Origin of the sequence: Sporomusa sp. GT1 (assembly GCF_014634905.1) — a bacterium.
Lineage (GTDB): Bacteria > Bacillota > Negativicutes > Sporomusales > Sporomusaceae > Sporomusa > Sporomusa sphaeroides.
In genome coordinates this window covers 283610-304489 of record NZ_BMBX01000003.1, presented here as the reverse complement: position 1 = coordinate 304489, position 20880 = coordinate 283610, and the positions used below count along the sequence as shown (strand labels likewise).

Below are 20880 nucleotides of genomic sequence, written 5' to 3'. Positions count from 1 at the left end.
GACATTATGAGTCGCAGAAAGGCCCGTGAAATGGCTGTTCAAGCATTATTTCAACTTGATTTTAACGCCGGTGTTACCAGTGAAGAGGCACTTACCGCCGTCTTTAGCGAGCGTGAGGGAGCAATTAGCGAAACTACCAAAAGCTACGCAAAATCATTGGTGGAAGGCACCCAGAGCAACTTAGCCGCAATTGATAATTATATATCTGACCTATCACGGGAATGGAAAATTGACCGTATGGCCGGAGTCGACCGCAATATCGCCCGGATGGCTATTTATGAAATGAAATATAGTGAAGAACGCCTCCAGCCAGGTGTTGCTATTAACGAAGCCGTAGAACTGGCAAAAACTTTTGGAACCGAAGACTCAAGCCGTTTTATTAACGGAATTTTAGGGTCAATTGTAAAAAATAAGCAGTTATCATGAAGTATGTATTGGGAATAGACACTAGTTGCTATACTACTTCTGTTGCTATATTAGATGAGCAGGGAACGCCGGTTGCCGATTGCCGGCGCATTCTGGAGGTAAAAGCAGGTTCACGGGGACTTCAGCAGTCTGAAATGGTATTTCAGCATACACGTAATCTGCCGGATCTCTTTGCCCAGGCCTGTTTACCTATCGGGAAACCTGTGAATTTCAGCGCTGTCGGAGTGTCGGCTTTCCCCCGGCCTTTGCCGGACTCCTATATGCCGGCTTTTCTGGTGGGAGAAGGATATGCGAAAGTGCTGGCTCTTAGTCAGGCTGTGCCCCTGCAGCGTATTAGTCATCAGGAAAACCATATTTTTGCCGGAATACGTTCAGCCGGCGGGCCTAAAACCGGCAGTTTTTTAGCTGTGCATCTATCTGGCGGAACAACCGAGATTGTTCGGGTATCACCTGCTGTATGTCCGTCTGCTGCCGGGCGGCTGAATATTGAAATTCTGGGTGGCAGTCTGGATATTCATGCAGGACAACTGGTTGATCGTATTGGCGTTCTGCTGGGCTTGACCTTTCCGGCCGGTCCTCAACTGGAGGCTTTGGCAGCCGCAGCCGGCGAGCCGGCTATCCATATCCCGGTGACTGTTCGTGGTGCCTCGGTTAGTTTTGCCGGGCCTGAGACCTATGTTCGCAGGCTGGTAGGCCAGGGCGCAGACAAAAGGGTAATTGCCGCCGGTGTTGAACTGTGTATTGCCCGTGCGGTCACTGCCATGATAAAATATGCTGTTGCCAATACCGGTTTAAACGATGTACTGCTTGTTGGCGGAGTAATGGCAAATAAGTGTATCCGGCAATATCTTGTCACCCAATTGGCAGACACCAATATAGCTCAATTATATTTTCCTGATATTATATATAGTCCGGACAATGCTACCGGGGCTGCTTATTTTGCTTTAAATTGCCGGTAGCTGCTCATGAATCCACCAATGCACTTTCCTGTGCATTGGATCAAAAAGTATATGCCAGGAAGTGGCACCCTGGTACAAAATTCTTTACCCAGACTTATGTCTGTTTTTTTTTACAATTATAAGTTATTATTATTAACAGTATGGTAACAGCTGTTACCATACAATAAATAAATTTGATGCCAGGTGGAATACAAATGAGTAATATATATACCGTTAGCGACCTGACAAAATATATCAAAAACTTGCTTGACCGGGATACCAGACTGATGTCAGTGTTTATCAAAGGTGAACTGTCTAATTTTAAAGCCCATTATTCAGGCCATTGTTATTTCACGCTTAAAGATGCCGGGTCCCAAATTAAAGGCGTCATGTTTAAAAGCCGCGCGCAATTTTTGAAATTTGAGCCGCGTGACGGACTTAAAGTTGTGGCCTATGGTCAGGTAACCGTGTTTGAACGGGACGGGCAATATCAACTCTATGCCGATCAGTTAATACCGGACGGGGTGGGGGAGCTGAGTCTTGCCTTCAATCAATTGAAAGAAAAATTGGCTGCAGAAGGACTCTTTGACGAAAGCCGCAAGCAACAACTGCCACTCATTCCGCAGGCTATTGGCGTAATAACGTCACCCACCGGAGCGGCGCTTAGAGACATTATCACGGTAGCCAAACGCCGTCACCCCGGCATACCGCTTATTTTGTATCCTGTGCAGGTTCAGGGGCTGGAAGCTCCCGGACAAATAGTAGAAGCAATCCGCGCGTTTAATCGTTTGCAGAATGTAGAGGTTATCATTGCCGGCCGGGGTGGTGGCTCCATTGAGGAGCTATGGGCGTTCAATGACGAACAAGTGGTGCGGGCCATTGCCGCATCAAGTATTCCCATAGTGTCGGCAGTCGGACACCAAACCGATTATACTTTGGCTGATTTTGCCGCCGACTGCCGGGCAGCAACCCCTTCCCAGGCGGCCGAAATGGTTGTTCCCGACGTTTATGAGTTGAAAAGGTATATCCAAACGCTGCAAACCATGCTGGAAAATACTATGCGGACATATATTAAACAAAGGCGGCAAGCCGTCTGTCAGTTGCGGGATAACAGAGTATTTACTCAACCGGAAAAATTGCTTGCCGAGCACCGTCAGCTGGTTGATTCCTATGTAGAACGGTTGGAACAGGCAGCGCGTAATAGTATCCTGACAAAACAGCAGCAGTTGAAACTACATGCGGAAAAATTAGCGGTATTAAACCCGCTTGCGGTACTTGCCCGCGGTTTCAGCCTGACGCGTACCCCGGCGGGACAAGTTATCAGTGCTGCCAATCAGGTAAAACCGGGACAACAATTAGAAATTATTTTAAATCATGGACGGCTTGAGGTTGAAGTCGCCTGTGTAAGGGAGAGCAAAGATGGCTACTAAAAGTAATAAGCAAAATAATGTATGTTTTGAAGATGCTCTTGGAAAATTAGAAGTAATTGTAAAAGAGTTGGAAGCAGGTGAATTGCCCCTGGAAGAAGCTTTGGATAAGTTCAGCCAAGGCATGTCCTATGCCAAGCTATGTTTTGAGCGCCTCAGCGCGGCCGAAAAGCAGGTTGATAAAATTCTGCAGCAGGAACAAGGGCGGTTAGTTGAGCAGCCACTTAATTTAGCGGAGGGGAATTAATTATGGGAAAAGCCACACTTGCCGAATATTGTCAGGTTAAAATCAGCCTGATAGATGAAGCCCTTTCGCAATATCTTCCTGCTGAAACCTATCCACCCATTATATACGAAGCGATGCGTTACAGCCTGTTTGCCGGCGGCAAGCGGCTCAGGCCGATCATGCTTATGGCAGCCGCTGATGCTGTTGGCGGCGATGGTAATGATTTTTTGCCGGTGGCTTGCGCTCTCGAGATGATACACACTTATTCGCTGGTTCACGATGATTTGCCAGCTATGGATAATGACGATTACCGTCGCGGCAAACTTACTAATCACAAGATATATGGCGAAGGTATGGCGATTTTAGCCGGCGATGGCTTGCTAACAGCCGCTTTTGCCATGATGGTTTCGCAAACCAAAGTTGATCCGGCTGTTTTGGTTACCGTGGTCGGTGAAATCGCAGCCGCTGCCGGTGCTGCCGGTATGATCGGCGGTCAAGCCGTTGATCTCATTTCTGAGGGGAAAACCATTGATGCCGCTACTTTGGAATTTATGCATCAGGCTAAAACCGGAGCTCTGTTCAAAGCGGCCCTGAGGGCCGGAGCTATGTTAGCCGGAGGCAGTAAAGCGCAAATTGATGCCCTATCGCAGTATGCTGAACAATTTGGTTTGGCGTTTCAAATTACCGATGATATTCTTGATGTGGTTGGTACTCAGGAAAAAATCGGCAAGCCTGTGGGCAGTGACATAAGAAATCATAAAGCAACATATGTCACCTTGCATACCTTGGACGGGGCTAAACAACTGGCACAGCAGGCAGTGGACAATGCACTGACAAGTTTGGACAAATTTGGCCCGGAGGCCAATATGCTGCGTGAACTGGTAATTTACTTAATAACTCGAGAAGCCTGAGGTGTAGACAATGGCCGAATTCCTGGCTGGAATAGGAAAAAACGTTATTTTAATGACAGCTATAACCGCCTGGTTTACGGCACAAGTGCTAAAAACGATAACAGCATATTGGCGGCATGGTGCTTTTAATGCCGAGCGCCTTGTCGGAGCCGGCGGCATGCCCAGCTCTCACACTGCGCTGGTAGTAAGTTTAGCCGTCGGGCTTGCACTCAGGGAAGGGCTTGAATCAGACTTGTTTGCCGTTTCAGTAATCTTAGCCGGCATAGTCATGTATGATGCTGCCGGGGTGCGCCGGGCGGCAGGCAAACAGGCCAAGGTTATCAACAAACTGGTACGTGAAATGCGGGTTGAGCATACAGTCCGGGAAACCAGGCTTAAAGAACTGTTAGGGCATACGCCGCTTGAGGTTTTGGGCGGAGCTGTGCACGGTTCTGTTATTGCCTATGCGTTTTATATATTTTATAGATGAATGTTGATTAGATATGCTATAATATGTTTGGTAAAGATAACTACCATTAGGTGTCATTTGACAAAATTGACTTGTTTGACGCCAGTAAGGGAAAGCGGGGAACCAGTTTGAGTAAACTGCTTAACGGTATTAATGGGCCACAAGATCTTAAACACCTGTCTGTGCTCCAATTAGAAAAGCTCGCCGGGGAAATCCGCGAGCTTCTTATACATACGGTAGCGAACAATGGTGGACATCTGGCCCCCAATTTAGGGGTTGTCGAACTAACGTTGGCGCTCCATAAAATGTTTGACAGCCCCAGAGACAAATTTATCTGGGATGTCGGACATCAGGCATATGTACATAAAATTTTAACAGGCCGGCGGGAAACCTTCTCCACCTTACGGACAAGCGGGGGGATTTGCGGATTTCCTAAACGGAGTGAAAGCCAGCACGACGCTTTTGGTTCCGGACATTCCAGCACCTCGATATCTGCTGCTCTCGGAATTGCGCTGGCCCGCGACATGTCGGGTGCAAAAGGCAATGTGGTTGCCATTATCGGGGACGGCTCGCTGACAGGCGGACAAGCATATGAAGCACTTAACCATGCAGGGCATCTGGCGATAAATCTCACAGTGATTCTGAATGATAACGAAATGTCTATTGCCAAAAATGTTGGCGCCATGTCCGAATATTTGGCTAAAATGCGCACAGCGCCGACCTACTCAAAAGTTAAGCATGATATTGAGTATCTACTAAGGCGGATTCCGGCTATTGGCGATAGTGTGGCCAATACTGCTGAACGGGTAAAAGACAGTTTGAAATATTTGTTAGTTCCCGGCATGTTGTTTGAAGAATTGGGATTCACTTATTTTGGCCCCATTGATGGTCATAACATTCCCTTGCTTTTGGATGTGCTGGATAAAACGAAAAGTGTTAAAGGGCCTGTGCTGATCCATTTATTAACCCAGAAAGGCAAGGGGTATGCGCCGGCCGAACGCAATGCCGATAAGTTTCATGGTGTCGGTCCTTTCTGTATTGAGACAGGCGAAATTCAAAAGAATGCAACCAGCGCACCATCCTATACCCAGGTATTTGGCGATACTATCGTCAAATTGGCGGAACAAAACCCTGATATTGTTGCAATAACCGCCGCCATGCCTGACGGTACAGGTCTTAAAAAATTTGCCGCAACCTTTCCTAAGCGTTTTTTTGATGTGGGTATTGCCGAGCAGCATGCCATTACTTTGGCCGCCGGTATGGCTACCCAGGGAAAACGTCCTGTTGTCGCAATATACTCTACTTTTATCCAGCGTGCTTATGACCAGATTCTCCATGACGTATGCCTGCAGAATCTGCCGGTTATCTTTATGCTGGACAGGGCCGGTATTGTTGGCGAAGATGGGCCAACCCATCATGGTGTTTTCGATTATTCCTTATTACGGCATATTCCCAATATGGTAATCATGACTCCTAAGGATGAAGACGAACTTCGTCATATGCTGTATACTGCCACCGAACTAAATGCGCCGGTTGCTATTCGATATCCGCGCGGTAACGGCGTCGGGGTTAAGCTGCAAGACTGTTTTACTAAGCTGGAAACAGGTAAGGCTGAACAATTAATTTCGGGGAAAGATGTGGTTTTACTGGCCACAGGCGCTATGGTTGAACCATGTAAAAGTGCGGCAGCGATATTAGCCGGGAAAGAAATTTCCGCCAGTGTAATCAATGCCAGATATATAAAACCGTTGGACGAGCAGGCTATCCGTCAATTGGCGCGTGACACCGGGATTATTGTCACTGTTGAAGATAATATGTTAGCCGGAGGGTTTGGCTCGGCTGTGCTTGAGTATATAAACTCACAGAACCTTAACTGGGTTAAAGTATTACGTCTGGGACTGCCTGATAAGTTCATTGAGCATGGCCAGCGAGGTCAGCTGTTAACTCAGCATGGCCTGGATGATCAAGGCATAGCCACTAGTGTTGAAACCTTTATCCGGCAGTTTGGAGCGCGCAAATGACAGGACAACGGACAAAAGAGCGTCTTGATGTATTATTAGTGGAACAGGGATTGGCTGCAAGCCGTGAACGGGCTAAAGCCTATATTATGGCCGGAATTGTTACTGTTGACGGCCAAAAAACAGACAAAGCCGGAACCGTTGTCCCCGTTGCCGCTCATATTGCCGTTCATGGCGACAGTATTGGTTATGTCAGTCGGGGCGGCCTTAAGCTTGCCAAGGCGCTGACATATTTTAATCTGGATCTGACCGGCAAGGTTATGGCTGATGTTGGCGCATCAACCGGAGGCTTTACCGATTGTGCTCTTAAGAATGGCGCCGCGAAAGTCTATGCGATTGACGTCGGTTACGGACAGCTTGCCTGGTCGTTACGGACAGATGACCGGGTGGTCAATATGGAGCGAACCAATATTCGCAATATAAAGCCTGAAGATTTAGCTGAACCATTGGACTTTGTTTCCATAGACGTTGCCTTTATCTCGCTGGATAAAGTATTGCCGGTAGTAAAAACACTGCTTACCTCCCAGGGGGCAGTAATAGCACTCATCAAACCGCAATTTGAAGCAGGGCGGGATAAGGTGGGGAAAAAAGGTGTAGTGCGAGATCCGGCCATCCATCGTGAAGTTATTAACAATATAGTAAACATTTCCAGGCAATTGGCACTATCGCCATTAGGACTTACTTATTCACCGGTAAAAGGCCCGGAAGGCAATATCGAGTACTTATTATATCTTGCTAATGCAGCCGGTGAATCAATAGTGGATGAACCAACAATCGCTGCTGTAGTTGCTGATGCCCATGCCAATTTAACCGGATAATGGAGGATATAGGTTTGTTGACTGTAGGCTTGTTTCCCAACACGAAAAAACAGAGTATTGGTACAGTGTTGGGCTGGATTATACAATATTTTAAAGAACGCAATATTCAAGTGGTTATGCCGGAAGATGCGGCATTAGAGCTTAAATGCTCCCACTTGGCCGGTAAACTGGAATGTGTTAGAAAGGACATTACGTTTGGCATTACTTTAGGAGGTGACGGAACACTCTTAAACACTGCCAGAGAAATTGCACCTTTTGGTATCCCGGTTTGCGGGGTAAATATGGGAAACCTGGGCTTTTTAACAGAGATTGAGCTGCCTGATTTAAGCACTGCATTAGAGAGACTGGTTAAAGGTGACTATTATATAGAGGAACGGCTCATGTTAGATGCTGTTGTCATTCGTGATGGCAGTCCCATTTACATTTCGCCGGCGCTAAATGACATTGTTATTGCCAAAGGCGGCTTCTCCCGCATGATAAAACTAAAATTATATATTGATGAAGAGCTTACCGCCGACTATCCTGCAGATGGGCTTATTATTGCTACTTCTACCGGCTCAACCGGTTACTCATTATCTTCCGGCGGACCTATTGTCAATCCGAAGCTGAAAGTAATTGTTATTACCCCAATCTGTCCGCATACACTTCATTCCCGGGCTCTGGTTATCTCCGAACGGGAAGAGATAAAAGTACGGATGCAGGCTACCCATGACGATATTGTGCTTACCGTAGATGGGCAATCGGTTTATAGCCTATTGCCCAATGATACCGTAGTTGTCCGGCGGTCGCCGTTCCGGGCGCGCTTTATCAAATTTACCGGCAAAAGCTATTACGAAACTCTGCGGACCAAATTAAGGAGAGGCGACCGTGATGGCAGTTGCTAATGCGGTACTAATGGCTCACCGGCTTATGCGCCCCAAGCTGAGAGCCGCCAGCCTGGTAGTTGATGCTACCGCCGGCAACGGCAGGGATACCTTATTTTTAGCTGAAAATACTGCCCATACGGCTGTTGTTTGGGCATTTGATATTCAGCAGCAGGCATTGACTAAAACCAAGCAGCTGCTTACCAAGCAGTTGCTGATTGACAAAGTCAGACTAGTGTTGGACAGTCATGCCAATATTCTGAGCTATCTACACCAGCCGGTAGATGCTGTTATGTTTAATCTGGGCTATTTACCGGGAGGCGACCGGCAAATAAATACTTGTCCTGATACTACCATAAAGGCCATCACTCACAGCTTGCAGCTGCTTGCGGTGGGGGGACTGATGACTATTGCTGCCTATCCCGGTTATGAGCACGGCAGACAGGAATGCCAGTCTGTACAGGAATACCTGGCAAGCTTAAAACAAGAGACATTTGCCATTGCTTGCTGGTCAATGGTAAATCAAAGAAACAACCCACCTGTTTTGTATATAATCGAAAAGATGAAGGAGCAAACAGATTGAAGACGTTACGTCATTCAAAGATTAAAGAAATTGTCGAGCGTTATGTAATTGAAACCCAAGAGGATTTAGCTGACGCGCTTAGCAAACAAGGCATTGATATTACACAAGCCACTGTTTCCCGCGACATAAAAGAACTCATGTTAATTAAAGTACCGACAGGCGACGGGCGGTATCGTTATGCTTTTCCGCCTGAGCAAAATATTGTTTTGTCGCAAGCCCGTATGGAGCGCACTTTTCATGATTCAATAGTCACTATTGATTATAGCCAGAATATTGTTGTTCTGCGGACACTGCCGGGCACCGCTCAGGCAGTCGCCTATACTATTGACTATGTAAAGTGGCCTGAAATTATCGGCACAGTGGCCGGTGATGATACCATCTTCGTACTGGTAAAGCCTGTTGAAGCTGTTCCGCAAGTCATAGCAAAATTCCAATCGCTGATGGGGCGGGGAATGTAGCGTGTTTTGAGGGGAGATACATATGCTGAAATCACTGACTGTCGTCAATTTTGCGCTTATTGACAGAGCTCATATTGAATTTGTCCCTGGCCTAACCATTTTGACAGGGGAAACCGGAGCAGGCAAATCTATTTTAATTGATGCATTATCAGCTATCATTGGTGGCAAAGCTTCGTCAGATTCTATCCGTACCGGGGCTGATGACTTCCGGGTGGAAGCGGTATTCGATATAGCTGGTATTCATTCCCTGGATAGCATCCTTGATGAGCAAGGGATTGTGCCGGAAGATGATGGAAGCTTGATTATCGCCAGACGTTTGACCAGACATGGGAAAAATTCCATTCATGTCAACGGCTGTCAGGTAACCCTGGCTATTCTCCGGAAAATTGGCGAAAAACTTGTTGATATGCATGGGCAGCATGAGAACCAGGCCTTGTTAAAACCTGAGGTTCATTTGGCTCTTACTGATACTTTTGCCGCCGATATCAAGCCCAAATTAGATGAATACCGCCAAACTTACAAAACGTGGCTAAAACTTAAAACAGAGCTTACCGGGCTTACACAAGATTCGCGGGAACGCTTGCAGCGTGAAGAAATGCTAGCCTGGCAAACCCAGGAGATTGCTGCCGCCGCTCTGGTTTCCGGTGAAGAAGAAAAACTGGAAAGTCAAGTCAAGGTTTTGGCTAACGCCGAAAAAATTACCAAGGCCATATCGCGTTCCTATATGCTGTTAAGCCAGGGAAATAAAGGCTTTAGCGGCATAGTTTCCTGTCTGGCCGATATCAAACAGGAGCTTGAATTGGCTGCACGCTATGATCAGGCTATTGAGCAGCAATTAGCTGTTGTAACCGAATCGCTGTACCAACTGGAAGAAACAATGAGTGAATTAAGAAATTACCAGGAAAATATAGACTTTAACCCAGCTAAACTGGCTAAGTTGGAAGACCGTCTTGACATAATTTATAAACTTAAGAAAAAGTACGGAGCAACGGTTGACGACATATTGCAATACTATGAGCAGGCCAGCAATGAGTTGGCTGCCATAACTAATTATGATGAACGGCTTAGTCAGCTTGAACAGGAAGAACACAGCCTCTCGCTTAAGGTGGAGCAATTGGCTGACGAGCTTGACAGTCGGCGCCGGGCAGCTGGTCTGGAGCTGGCAAAGCAAATATCAGTCCATTTAGCTGATTTAGGTATGCCAAAAGCACAATTACTGGTTGCGGTTAAGCGAAACCAGCAATATACTGCCAATGGTGCCAATGACGTATATTTCCTGTTTTCGGCAAATCCGGGTGAAGAGCCTAAGGTATTGCATAAAATTGCGTCAGGCGGCGAATTATCACGGATAGCGTTAGCCATCAAAACAGTATGCTCCGAACGGGATGAAACCGCTACTATGGTTTTTGACGAAGTTGATGCCGGTATTGGTGGACAGACAGCCCAAAAAGTAGCTGAGAAAATTGCCAGAATTGCTGCTTTTGACAAACAAGTATTGTGTATAACTCATCTGCCGCAAATTGCTTCCATGGCCGACTGTCATATTTATATCGAAAAAATTGTTGAAGAGGAACGAACAAGAACACAGGTTACTACCCTTAATCCGGACGCTCAAATTACCGAATTGGCCAGAATGGCATCTGGTGAAATAACAAAATTATCCATGGATAATGCAGCTCAAATGCTCGAAAATTCTAAGAAAAAAAAAGAAAACTGGAAAAATAAAGCGTAAGCGCAAGCTTGCGCTATTTTTATTGAAAAAATGCCGCAAATTCAGCTGCCAAGGCAATAAATAGCAATAACTCCGGAATAATCCTCTTTGCATTCGGGAAATTCTAAGTTTGCAGCCGGTTGAAAACAAAAAAATGAGGTGAAGGTAAAGTGGAAATTTTGGGAAGAATGTAATAGGGAGTGATGGAAGAAAACATGACAAGATTTAATCGTTTACTGAGCAGCAGGTTAATTTTGGCAATGTTGATTATCAGCACAATCTTTGCATTTTGTTTTTCTCCCCAATTCCGGAATATTTACGGTCTTCCCATGCATATTAGGGTCATTGAGGGTGAGACAGCGCTGTTTGATGTAAATTTTCCACTTACCGTCAGGGTTAAGCAGGATGGTGGCAGCATTCGTATACAAGCACCGGAGTTATTGCCAACAATGGCGTTATCCCGGCCGGTCTCGCTCGAACCTGTCAAGCTTGGGCAATCGACTATAGAGTTTAAATTATTCGGTATAATACCGTTTCGAACCGTCAAAGTAGATGTATTGCCACCCATAAAACTTGTTCCCGGAGGGCATTCCATCGGCGTGGTGCTTCGTTCCCAAGGAGTTATCGTGGTTGGTAACTCACCCATATTAACCATGCAGGGGCAATATGTTACTCCGGCAAAAGACGCTGGCATTGCCGTAGGTGATGTAATTATCAGCATTAACGGAACACCTGTGCAAAGTGATGCCCAAGTAGCCGAAATTATTGACGAGAGCGGTAAAAACAAACGAAATATTGATGTTTTGCTTAAACGTACCGAAGGTCAGCAACATGTTACTGTATCGCCAGTACTATGTCATGATACCAAACGTTACCGCATTGGTTTATTTGTACGGGATAGTGCGGCAGGAGTCGGGACATTGTCTTTTTATGAATCAGAGTCAAAAATCTACGGCGCTTTAGGGCACATAATTACAGACAGTGATACTAATCAGCCCATAGATTGCGAACAGGGTAAAATTGTACTTGCCACAGTATCAGGCATTCAGCATGGAAAAAGAGGTCATCCGGGAGAAAAAATAGGTGTTTTCATTGAAGAAGATCACTTGCTAGGCAATATTAGCAAGAATACCCAGTTCGGAATTTATGGTGAATTGAATGCACGACTCGTAAATGAAAAATATCCTGAAGCTATCCCGGTGGCGTCTATGAGCCAGATTCAGCTGGGTCCTGCTGAAATGCTGACAGTGGTTGACGGACAAACCATTGAGCAATTTGCCATTGAAATTCAAAAAATTAATTTGCAGGAAGCTCCTGAAAGCAAGGGCTTGGTTGTTAAAGTTACTGACCAACGACTGATAGAAAAGACCGGGGGGATTGTGCAGGGCATGAGCGGCAGCCCTATCATTCAAAACGGTAAACTTGTAGGTGCAATAACTCATGTATTTGTTCATGATCCAACCAGCGGTTATGGTTGTTTTGTGGATTGGATGCTGATGGAAAGCGGGATAATTCCTAAAAATGAACGCCAGTCTGCCAGAAAATTATTTAGTTTTCTGGCAGACTTTTGTGTTCCTGCCAGTAATCACCTTTTGCTGCTCATAACGTATACTATATAGCACGAAGCCCAGTATGTCTGCGCCCGAAAGCGTAGAAGGAAAGTTCCATGAAGTCATTATGATTTTGGTATAGACGGGTAGTGGGGTGAGAGTATGGCTTATCTATGCCCTGAAGAAGTATTAGCTGCTATTGGAACAGGGGAATTATCACCAATAGAAGCATTTAAAAAACTGCGTGAAATTGAAACTAGTACTGGCGGTGATTTTGCCAGTGCTCAGTCCAATGTAGAGGAACGGATTGAAAAAATTCTCCGTGAGCTTGATAATCTTATCGGCTTATCTGAGGTAAAAAAGCTGGTCAGAGAGATATACGCATTTATTGAAATTCAAAAACGCCGGGAAAAAGAGCATTTAAATACTGAACCGTTGGTACTGCACATGATTTTCAAAGGTAACCCCGGTACAGGCAAAACTACAGTGGCCAGGATTATGGGCAAGGTATTCCGGGAAATGGGAGTATTGTCACGCGGGCATCTTATTGAAGTGGAACGGGCAGATCTGGTTGGCGAATATATTGGTCATACCGCCCAAAAGACAAGAGAACAACTCAAAAAAGCTTATGGGGGTATCTTGTTTATTGACGAAGCCTATTCATTAGCCAGAGGCGGTGAGAAGGATTTTGGCAAAGAAGCCATCGACTGTATGGTGAAACCGTGGAAGCAAAGCAGCAGATGAACCGGCGCTAATGCGTTATATAGAGCGTGCAGGATTCATTTTAATTTGAGCATAACATTGATTTCAGGCCGGCTGCCACGGCCGCGGGTATTATCTATTCGTTCAACAATAATGCTGTCGATTATGGCTCGTAAGGCGGCCTTTTTTTCAGTTACAGTGAACTCGGTTTCCTGTATTTTAAGGTCAATTTTTTCAATAACTTCGTTTAGCGAAGGAGTCTGAGGGATAGCAGCTAATTCAGTTTCATAGGATTTTTTCAGGTGTAAAATGCTGCTGAGTTGCTGCCTGATGTCTTGTAATTGAGTTTCGACTTCCACCTCTGACAATATCTTTTGGCGAAACCAGCGAAGCACGGCAGTTTTTTGCTTTGTCAGCTCCTTTTCAGCTTTGGTTAGTTGCTCTAATGCCATTTCATATTTCTGAAGGTCTTTATGACCGGCAAATTCCTGAATATATTCGCCGATCTTAACCGGATTATAATAGTGTTCCAGCAAATACTTGAACACATAGGTATCTAGTACTTCGGTAGGAATCTGCCTGGCTATACAGGGGTTCCGGCCGGAACAAGCATAGGATGTACTTTTCCGGCTAATGCAGGCATAATAACTATGCTCTTTGCCGCCGGAACGGGAGATTACCATGGCTCGCCCGCATTTCGCACAGCTGACAAGACTCTGTAAGAGATAATTGTGCTTTAGATTGCGTTTGGCAAGGTTCTTATTTTCCCGGAGCTGCTGTTGTGCGGCCTGCCAGGTCATTTCATCAATAATTGCCGGAACAAATACAGGTATCCACTCCGACTCCGGCCGCAGAGTTCGTCTTTTCTGTTTCAAGCCGATTTTTTCATAGCGATATTTCATGGAGTACAAAACACCTTTATACAGAGTATTGGTCAGTATCCTATGTACGCTGGAAACAATCCAGGCGTTTTTAGTGCGGGGAGAAGGGATACCCCGGGCATTAAGCTCTTTGCAGATTTTGGCTGTCCCCATTTTTTCTTTAACCATAAAGTCAAAGATCAAACAGACTATTTCTGCCTCTGTCTTATTAATAACATAAGTGCTTTTTTGGGGATCAAAGGTGTAACCAAATGGTTTAGTATCACTAATCACCAGCCCTTTAGCTGCTTTGCCGCGTTTACCGCGCATGGTACGCTCTTTGATTTTTTCCTTTTCAAGTTCTGCCAATAAACCGCGGATCCCAAACATAAACTTACCGTCTGCCGATTGGTCGTAATTTACTACTACAAACTTCAGTTCAGCACCAGACTTGTCAATTTCTTCGGCAATGATCAACTGATGCAGTAAATTTCTTGCCATCCTGTCCGGGTCATAGAAGATAACTGCAGCAAACTGCTTAGCTTTTACCGCTGCACGTAAGCGGGTAAGGGCCGGACGTTCGATAAACTCTGCCGAATAGCCGTCATCAACGAACTCTTCCACCGTAACAGCACACAGTTCATCGGCATATTTTCGGCAAGCTTCAAGCTGAGTCTCGATGGAGTAGCCTTTTTCTGCCTGTTGATCGGTTGAGACACGGGCGTAAATAGCTACTTTCATTTTTTCACCCCTTGCCTGCGGCTACTCAGCTTGGGGCAACTGAAGGCGTTGCAGCAACCCTGCAACAAGCGGCGACATAAATAACTTACTATACTCATCATGCTTAGTAGGATTTTCATTTACTATTATTATTTTAATAGCGGCGTTTATCGCTTTTTTCGATGTATCATGCTCTCTCATAGTCATCACCTCAGTTAATCCTATGCCAGAGCTGGTTGTCTGCTTGCCAGGATTTTAGCCGTACCCATCAGCAATGCAAAGGAAGAGGTTGATATGAAATGAATTTAGACTCATAATTTTATTGTGAGTCTAAATTCATTATGGTATAATAAACTCATAAAACAAAGGTGAGTTTATTGAATTTGCTGGATCAACTACTCACAATTTATATGTGAGTAGTTGATTATAAAGTATACTTAACTTCAGGTTGGGTTTTAACCCAATCTGCGAAGCTAAGTCATCGGGTAAAGTTTAATTGGTGAGGTAGTTGACAATGCATATTGAAATACGGAAAAACGGGACGTTTTATTTGAAGGACAGCGTTTACAACCGTGAAACAAAACTTCCGAAAAACACATCAATTTATTTAGGGTCAAATCCCATACAGGCAAAAAGTAAGCTTAAAACACTTACTGATGATTTGGTGCTGCTTGAACAAATACCTAATACCTTTTTGTACGAGATAGAGCTTGATAAAGCCATCAAAAATCTGCAAAAACTGAATAATTTGCAGACCGCCGGTATAGGCCGGCTTATTAAAGAGTATTTACATGAGCTCCTACAGGCCAAACAATTTATTAGTAAAGCAAGGGAGGGAGTCCTTGCTCCCACTAGCGATTGCCCGGATTGCCGTTTCAAAAATGCAAACCATTGTGACCATTTTAATCAAAATTTTATAACAGGAAACATTAAATATAGAGATAAGTCTTTACGCTGTCCGGCATATGAACTTGGACAAACAAAGTCTCCTATTGGTTCAATTAAGCTGCCCCGTGATTTCAGATAGCATCATTACAAATATTTCCTGGAAATATTTGTAATGATGGCGTTGTTTATGAAGCTCATCCTTTAAAGACCCGGCACGGACGCCTGTCATATGGTAACTCCCATAACCCTCCGGCAATGGCCGGAGGGTTACTTTTTGGGCGATGCCAAAAGTAAAACATATCTTTTTTTATGCCTGTTTGTATCCTGAGTCTCGTGAAAACTATGGAAGATCATAAAGATGAGATTATTCTTATCTTAGCCGGTTATCAGCAAGAAATGGAAAAATTTATGCAGACTAATCCGGGACTGCATTCCCGGTTTCCGATTCACATTGATTTTCCCGATTACAATAGACAGGAATTGCTGCAAATTGCCGAACAGTTATGTGCAAAACGCCAGTATCAGCTTACTGTTCAGGCAAAAAGTGCGTTATTACATTCGCTGAATCCGCCGGCAAACAATAGTGATGATAAATTCGGCAATGCACGCACGGTAAGGAACATTATTGAGAAAGCGATAAGGCGGCAGGCTGTGCGCCTTATCAGTAAGCATTCTACCACCAGAGAAGAATTGATGGTCATAGAACCATGGGATATTACGGGGGTGGAGCCATGCGAGAATGTGTAATTATTGGTCGGCCTAATTCAGGCAAAACTATGTTTGCCCTTAATTTTGCCGGCTATCTTGGCGCCAAAAGTGTTGATGTAACTTTTCGCACCTACGATGATTTAATGACCTGCCGGCATTTTTCGCTCGAAGAAGGGAAGCGGGAATTATGCGGTATGGCCCTACATAAAACGCGATCTTTGCAATCCGTGGTTTTACGGATGACAGTAGGCAAGACGGCGGTAAATTTTAAACTTACTGATACTTGTGGCGTTAGTGAACAAATACACCAGGATGGAACCATTCGTAAAGGGATGGCGCAGACCATTGCCTTACTGCGTTCTGCCGACCTTATTTTGCATATGGTAGATTTATCTCTTATCGGCAAAAATCTTATAAATAATACGTCTACTATTGACCATGAGTTTTATAACTATGGTATTGTTCGCAAATCATATTTGTTGCTAGGCAACAAATATGATTTGCATTCAGCTAAAGACAACTTAGTGCATTTGACAGCCGCTTTTCCTAAGGCTACAGTTATTCCCATATCTGCACTGTATAGTCAGGGATTTAAAGAGGTGAAAGCCTGTGTGGCTAGAAATATTTGAGTTTTTGTCTACAGTAATGGCGGTGGTATGCTGCTCCGCTGCCGTAAAATTGGCTGATGACTATTTAGATAAGGACTATGATGCGGTTGTCGGGAAACCTAATTGGGCTAGAATATTAGAGCAGGGTACCATGTTATATGCTATGTTTTTGCTGGCCCTGGCTGCCGGTATTAATGCATCGCTAAGTCTGTCTTTGTTTTTTGCCAGCTATATTATTGGGATGTTCGGCAGTATGCATGAGCGGTTTCCCAGCCGGTTAACCGGTTTTCAGGAGTCATTGCTGGCATGTATTGCGGGGATAATCTTATTTGGCTGGAGCAATATGTTGTTTGCCGTTAGTTTTGTATTGGCAGTCCAGTTATTCGATGACTATATTGATGCCCGGAGTGATCAACTGGCCGGGCAGCGTAATTTGGCAAACCGGTTTGGCAGAATGGAGTGCATCATTGTATGTTTAGCATGTATAATGATTGCCTGGAGAGTGAATGATTACCTGTTTCTTCCTGTATTTACCGGTACGGCAATTATTTATTTGTTATCTTTTCGTTACGAGCGGGTACGTATATGATATTCTATATTATTATTGGCAGTCTGTTTGCCTTTTTGCTAGGCTATTGTATGGGAAAACGGCAAGGATGGAAATCGGGCTATCGTGAAGCGGAAGTCCTGATGCCGTTAAAACTGCGTCAAGACTCATTGGAAGCAGGAAAGTGCGTTATCTGTGATGGAAATTGGGTAAAAGCGTCACAATGCGAAATTTTTAGCAGGGATGTGGATACTTTATAACAAAAATGGTGTAAAGTATAATGTGGATATTATCTAAACTAAGACAGAGAAGTTAGGGGTGTTTGATAATTGCCTGAAGTGCATGGAGAAAAGGACGGCTTAAAGAAAGTACTTATAGATAGCCTGGAGCAGTTATACCAATATACGGTTCCGTTTGGGCAGACTATTACAACTGAGTTGGCACAAGCTATGGCGGCTATCGCCGAGCAATTAAACCGTGAAATAGCCGTATATATTAACCGGCGGGGAATCGTTGTGCAGGTGGCGGTTGGCGATACTAAGACAGTAACTCTGCCGGCAACAGACGGCAGACGGTCGCTCAACCGCCTGAGCGGCATCCGGTGCATACATACCCATCCGGGCGGCGATAGCCGGTTAAGCAGTATCGATGTGGCATCACTTAAAAAGCTGCGGTTTGATATTATGGCTGCCATTGGTATTAAAAACGGTATTCATGAGATTAGTTTTGGTTTTATTTCAGGCCATACTGCTGACGAATATGATGTACGAACAGTAGGCCCAATATCACTTAAGGAGTTTATCGAAATTGATTTGGGTTACTTAACCAATCAGCTTGAACGTTTGTTGGACAGCAAAGAGGCTGTTTCCACTATGGCTCAATCAGAAAAAGCGCTGCTTGTAGGTGTTGAACGGCAAGGTGACTGGGATGTCAGCCACTCACTCAGCGAACTGGCCCAGTTAACGGAAACGGCTGGTGCTGAAGTTGTCGGGTCTGTTTGGCAGAAACGCAGTCGTATGGATGCCGCCTATTTTATCGGACGTGGTAAGGTGCAGGAGATTAGCCTTGTGCGGCAGGAACTAGGTGCCAATATCATCATTTTTGACGATGAGCTTTCGCCTGCACAGCAACGTAACTTGGAACAGGTTCTGGGGATTAAGGTGATTGATCGTCCGGCGCTAATTCTGGATATATTTGCTCAAAGAGCACAGTCACATGAAGGTAAACTTCAGGTTGAACTGGCTCAGCTCAAATATAATCTTCCGCGCCTGGGCGGACAGGGTCTGGTATTGTCACGCTTAGGCGGCGGCATCGGTACCCGCGGACCTGGAGAAACCAAACTGGAAGTAGACCGGCGGCGCATACGGTCAAGAATTAATGATATTGAGCAGGAAATTGAAAATCTGAAGAAACACCGTGCTTTACACCGTGAGCGTCGCCAGGCGGCGAGAGTGCCTACAACCGCTTTGATTGGCTATACCAATGCCGGTAAATCAACCTTGCTTAATAAGCTGACTGCTGCCGGGGTACTGGCAGAGGACAAGCTGTTTGCGACTTTGGACTCAACCACCAGGAGAAGCATATTGCCGGGCGGAAAGGAATTTTTGCTGACAGATACGGTAGGTTTTATCCAAAAGCTTCCGCACCAGTTAATTGCGGCCTTTCGCGGCACACTGGAAGAGGTGGTGCAAGCTGATCTACTGCTGCATATTATTGATGCCAGCCATCCTCAGTATGAACAGCATATTCAGGCTGTGTATCAAGTGCTGAGGGAATTAGGGGCTGAAACTAAGCCGGTTATTACTGTGTTCAACAAAATGGATAAACTTGATAACCCGCACATTACCGGGCGTATGCTGCGGGAACCGAATACTATTGCGGTATCTGCTGAAAACGGCACAAATCTTGATAAACTGCTGGTGATGATCGAGGATAATCTAAAAGCAACCACAGTGGATGCAACATTGCTGATACCTTATGACCAAAGCGGTTTAATCGCAAAACTATATGATTTGGCGACAGTGTATTCGGTAGCCTATGAAGAGGCCGGTATTGCAGTTGCTGTTTCTTTACCGCCAGAGCAATTTGAGCGTTATAAAAAATATATACCAGGAGAGGAATAACTCATGAACTTATTTCCCAGTAACATTGCCGCCCTTAAAATCAAAGCACTGGAAACGGCACGCCCGCTGTTCGCAGCGGTAGATGATATTGCCGAACAAAATACCGCTAAAGTACTGAAGGCTTTTCGTAATCACCAGGTTTCCGAATACCTTTTCCGGACAACAACCGGTTATGGCTATGGGGACAGCGGGAGGGAACGCCTGGAAGCGGTTTGGGCTGAGCTAGGCGGCGCCGAAAAGGCGTTGGTACGCACTCAGTTTGTATCAGGCACCCATGCCTTGGCCTGTGTGCTATTCGGTTTATTGCGTCCGGGGGATGAATTGCTGGCAGTTACCGGCGCACCCTATGACACCATGCAAACCGTCATCGGCTACAAGGTTCATACGCCCGGTTCCTTAAAAGAATGCGGTATTGGCTACCGCGAGCTGCCGATGAATCCGGAGGGGGTTAATATTGCGGCTATTGCCGGACATATGCGCAAGAACACTAAAATAGCGCTTATCCAACGCTCACGTGGGTATAGTCTGAGAAAACCGCTTTCTATCGCTGAAATTAAAGCCGTATGTGCTGAAATAAAGCGGCATAATCCTGAATGCATCTGCTTTGTGGACAACTGTTATGGCGAATTTGTCGATACCCTGGAACCGACTGCCGTGGGAGCTGACATTATGGCCGGGTCGCTGATTAAAAATCCTGGAGGCGGAATCGCGCCTTCCGGCGGCTATATTGCAGGGAAAGGTGATTTGGTTGATATGGCCGCCTATCGTTTAACAGCACCCGGATTGGGAGGGGAACTGGGGGCCAGTCTGGCTGACAGCCGCTTATTATATCAGGGATTATTCTTAGCACCGCATGTTGTGGCCCAGTCTCTCAAAGGCGCAATCTTTGCGGCTGTGTTGTTTGATTTACTGGGGTATAAAACACTGCCGCAAGCTGATGATATACGCAGTGATATTATTCAAGCCATTGAATTAGGGTCGCCGGAAAAAATGATTGCTTTTTGTCAGGGATTACAGCAATATTCGCCGGTAGATGCGCATGTGCACCCTGTGCCTGGGCCGATGCCGGGATATACAGACCAGGTAATTATGGCAGGCGGCACTTTTATTCAGGGGTCATCTATTGAACTTAGCGCCGATGGTCCGCTGCGTCCGCCGTACATTGTCTATTTGCAAGGCGGATTAACCTTTGAACATGCTATGCTGGGTATTTTAGGAGCGGCCAGCGCTATTGCTGAGCTATAACCTGACATTTCTTACATATTTCTTAAACCTGGGTAATTTTGCGACAGGAAAAAGTGTAAAAGCGTCGAATACAGCAGAAGTATGGCTGCTTGTAGCTAAAAA

23 protein-coding genes are annotated in these 20880 nt (G+C 45.4%); 21 read left to right on the top strand and 2 right to left on the bottom strand.

Annotated features, from left to right (window positions below; all coding sequences use genetic code 11):
* Nucleotides 1-6: 6 nt before the first annotated feature.
* The 14 genes from nusB to GT1_RS07045 all read left to right on the top strand — a co-directional run bounded on the left by nusB (nucleotide 7) and on the right by GT1_RS07045 (nucleotide 13121).
* Nucleotides 7-426 (top strand): transcription antitermination factor NusB, encoded by a 420-nt coding sequence (nusB, locus tag GT1_RS07110; RefSeq protein ID WP_075755599.1) that lies wholly within the window; start codon nucleotides 7-9, stop codon nucleotides 424-426.
* A complete protein-coding gene (locus GT1_RS07105) occupies nucleotides 423-1385 on the top strand; it encodes an O-sialoglycoprotein endopeptidase (RefSeq protein WP_188398123.1) in 963 nt (320 codons plus the stop codon). The genes nusB and GT1_RS07105 overlap by 4 nt, the downstream gene beginning before the upstream one ends.
* 194 nt (nucleotides 1386-1579) lie before the next feature.
* Nucleotides 1580-2794: an exodeoxyribonuclease VII large subunit gene (gene xseA / locus GT1_RS07100; RefSeq protein ID WP_188398122.1), complete on the top strand. Its 1215-nt coding sequence runs from the start codon at nucleotides 1580-1582 to the stop codon at nucleotides 2792-2794.
* Nucleotides 2784-3038, top strand: a complete 255-nt coding sequence (gene xseB, locus GT1_RS07095; protein ID WP_075755602.1) for an exodeoxyribonuclease VII small subunit — start codon at nucleotides 2784-2786, stop codon at nucleotides 3036-3038. Before xseA ends, xseB begins: the two co-directional genes overlap by 11 nt.
* A 2-nt stretch (nucleotides 3039-3040) precedes the next feature.
* A complete protein-coding gene (locus tag GT1_RS07090; RefSeq protein WP_188398121.1) occupies nucleotides 3041-3928 on the top strand; it encodes a polyprenyl synthetase family protein in 888 nt (295 codons plus the stop codon).
* A 10-nt stretch (nucleotides 3929-3938) separates the two neighbouring features.
* Nucleotides 3939-4397, top strand: coding sequence for a divergent PAP2 family protein (locus GT1_RS07085; protein ID WP_188398120.1), 459 nt, complete (start codon nucleotides 3939-3941; stop codon nucleotides 4395-4397).
* 107 nt (nucleotides 4398-4504) lie between these two features.
* The gene (gene dxs, locus GT1_RS07080) at nucleotides 4505-6397 is read left to right on the top strand and encodes a 1-deoxy-D-xylulose-5-phosphate synthase (protein WP_188398180.1); all 1893 of its coding nucleotides are present in this window, start codon (nucleotides 4505-4507) and stop codon (nucleotides 6395-6397) included.
* A complete protein-coding gene (locus GT1_RS07075; RefSeq protein WP_188398119.1) occupies nucleotides 6394-7212 on the top strand; it encodes a TlyA family RNA methyltransferase in 819 nt (272 codons plus the stop codon). The genes dxs and GT1_RS07075 overlap by 4 nt, the downstream gene beginning before the upstream one ends.
* Before the next feature lie 14 nt (nucleotides 7213-7226).
* Nucleotides 7227-8096, top strand: a complete 870-nt coding sequence (locus GT1_RS07070; RefSeq protein WP_188398118.1) for an NAD(+)/NADH kinase — start codon at nucleotides 7227-7229, stop codon at nucleotides 8094-8096.
* On the top strand, nucleotides 8083-8658 hold the full coding sequence (locus GT1_RS07065) for a class I SAM-dependent methyltransferase (RefSeq protein ID WP_188398179.1): 576 nt from the start codon (nucleotides 8083-8085) through the stop codon (nucleotides 8656-8658). The genes GT1_RS07070 and GT1_RS07065 overlap by 14 nt, the downstream gene beginning before the upstream one ends.
* Complete coding sequence (gene argR, locus GT1_RS07060) at nucleotides 8655-9116, top strand: arginine repressor (RefSeq protein WP_075755609.1); 462 nt, start codon at nucleotides 8655-8657, stop codon at nucleotides 9114-9116. The genes GT1_RS07065 and argR overlap by 4 nt, the downstream gene beginning before the upstream one ends.
* Nucleotides 9117-9138: 22 nt before the next feature.
* Nucleotides 9139-10848, top strand: a complete 1710-nt coding sequence (recN, locus tag GT1_RS07055; RefSeq protein ID WP_188398117.1) for a DNA repair protein RecN — start codon at nucleotides 9139-9141, stop codon at nucleotides 10846-10848.
* 182 nt (nucleotides 10849-11030) lie between these two features.
* Nucleotides 11031-12446 carry a SpoIVB peptidase gene (gene spoIVB, locus GT1_RS07050; protein WP_308507629.1) on the top strand — a complete coding sequence of 472 codons (1416 nt, stop codon included), beginning with the start codon at nucleotides 11031-11033 and terminating at the stop codon, nucleotides 12444-12446.
* A gap of 93 nt (nucleotides 12447-12539) precedes the next feature.
* The gene (locus tag GT1_RS07045) at nucleotides 12540-13121 is read left to right on the top strand and encodes an AAA family ATPase (protein ID WP_188398115.1); all 582 of its coding nucleotides are present in this window, start codon (nucleotides 12540-12542) and stop codon (nucleotides 13119-13121) included.
* A gap of 35 nt (nucleotides 13122-13156) precedes the next feature.
* Here GT1_RS07045 and GT1_RS07040 read toward each other — a convergent pair whose 3' ends face one another.
* Nucleotides 13157-14680: a recombinase family protein gene (locus tag GT1_RS07040; protein ID WP_188398114.1), complete on the bottom strand. Its 1524-nt coding sequence runs from the start codon at nucleotides 14678-14680 to the stop codon at nucleotides 13157-13159.
* A 21-nt stretch (nucleotides 14681-14701) separates the two neighbouring features.
* On the bottom strand, nucleotides 14702-14860 hold the full coding sequence (locus GT1_RS07035) for a hypothetical protein (protein ID WP_188398113.1): 159 nt from the start codon (nucleotides 14858-14860) through the stop codon (nucleotides 14702-14704).
* A gap of 313 nt (nucleotides 14861-15173) precedes the next feature.
* On the opposite strand from GT1_RS07035, the gene GT1_RS07030 reads away from it, so the two are divergent.
* The 7 genes from GT1_RS07030 (at nucleotide 15174) to GT1_RS07000 (ending at nucleotide 20778) form a co-directional block, all read left to right on the top strand.
* Nucleotides 15174-15686, top strand: coding sequence for a hypothetical protein (locus tag GT1_RS07030; RefSeq protein WP_188398112.1), 513 nt, complete (start codon nucleotides 15174-15176; stop codon nucleotides 15684-15686).
* 203 nt (nucleotides 15687-15889) lie between these two features.
* Nucleotides 15890-16294 (top strand): AAA family ATPase, encoded by a 405-nt coding sequence (locus GT1_RS07025; protein ID WP_188398111.1) that lies wholly within the window; start codon nucleotides 15890-15892, stop codon nucleotides 16292-16294.
* A complete protein-coding gene (locus tag GT1_RS07020) occupies nucleotides 16279-16884 on the top strand; it encodes a GTPase (RefSeq protein WP_075755614.1) in 606 nt (201 codons plus the stop codon). Before GT1_RS07025 ends, GT1_RS07020 begins: the two co-directional genes overlap by 16 nt.
* The gene (locus GT1_RS07015) at nucleotides 16865-17452 is read left to right on the top strand and encodes a hypothetical protein (protein ID WP_188398110.1); all 588 of its coding nucleotides are present in this window, start codon (nucleotides 16865-16867) and stop codon (nucleotides 17450-17452) included. The genes GT1_RS07020 and GT1_RS07015 overlap by 20 nt, the downstream gene beginning before the upstream one ends.
* Nucleotides 17449-17670, top strand: coding sequence for a hypothetical protein (locus GT1_RS07010; protein WP_188398109.1), 222 nt, complete (start codon nucleotides 17449-17451; stop codon nucleotides 17668-17670). Before GT1_RS07015 ends, GT1_RS07010 begins: the two co-directional genes overlap by 4 nt.
* 69 nt (nucleotides 17671-17739) lie before the next feature.
* On the top strand, nucleotides 17740-19533 hold the full coding sequence (gene hflX / locus GT1_RS07005; protein ID WP_188398108.1) for a GTPase HflX: 1794 nt from the start codon (nucleotides 17740-17742) through the stop codon (nucleotides 19531-19533).
* Nucleotides 19534-19536: 3 nt separating this feature from the next.
* Nucleotides 19537-20778: a methionine gamma-lyase family protein gene (locus tag GT1_RS07000; RefSeq protein ID WP_188398107.1), complete on the top strand. Its 1242-nt coding sequence runs from the start codon at nucleotides 19537-19539 to the stop codon at nucleotides 20776-20778.
* Nucleotides 20779-20880: the final 102 nt, after the last annotated feature.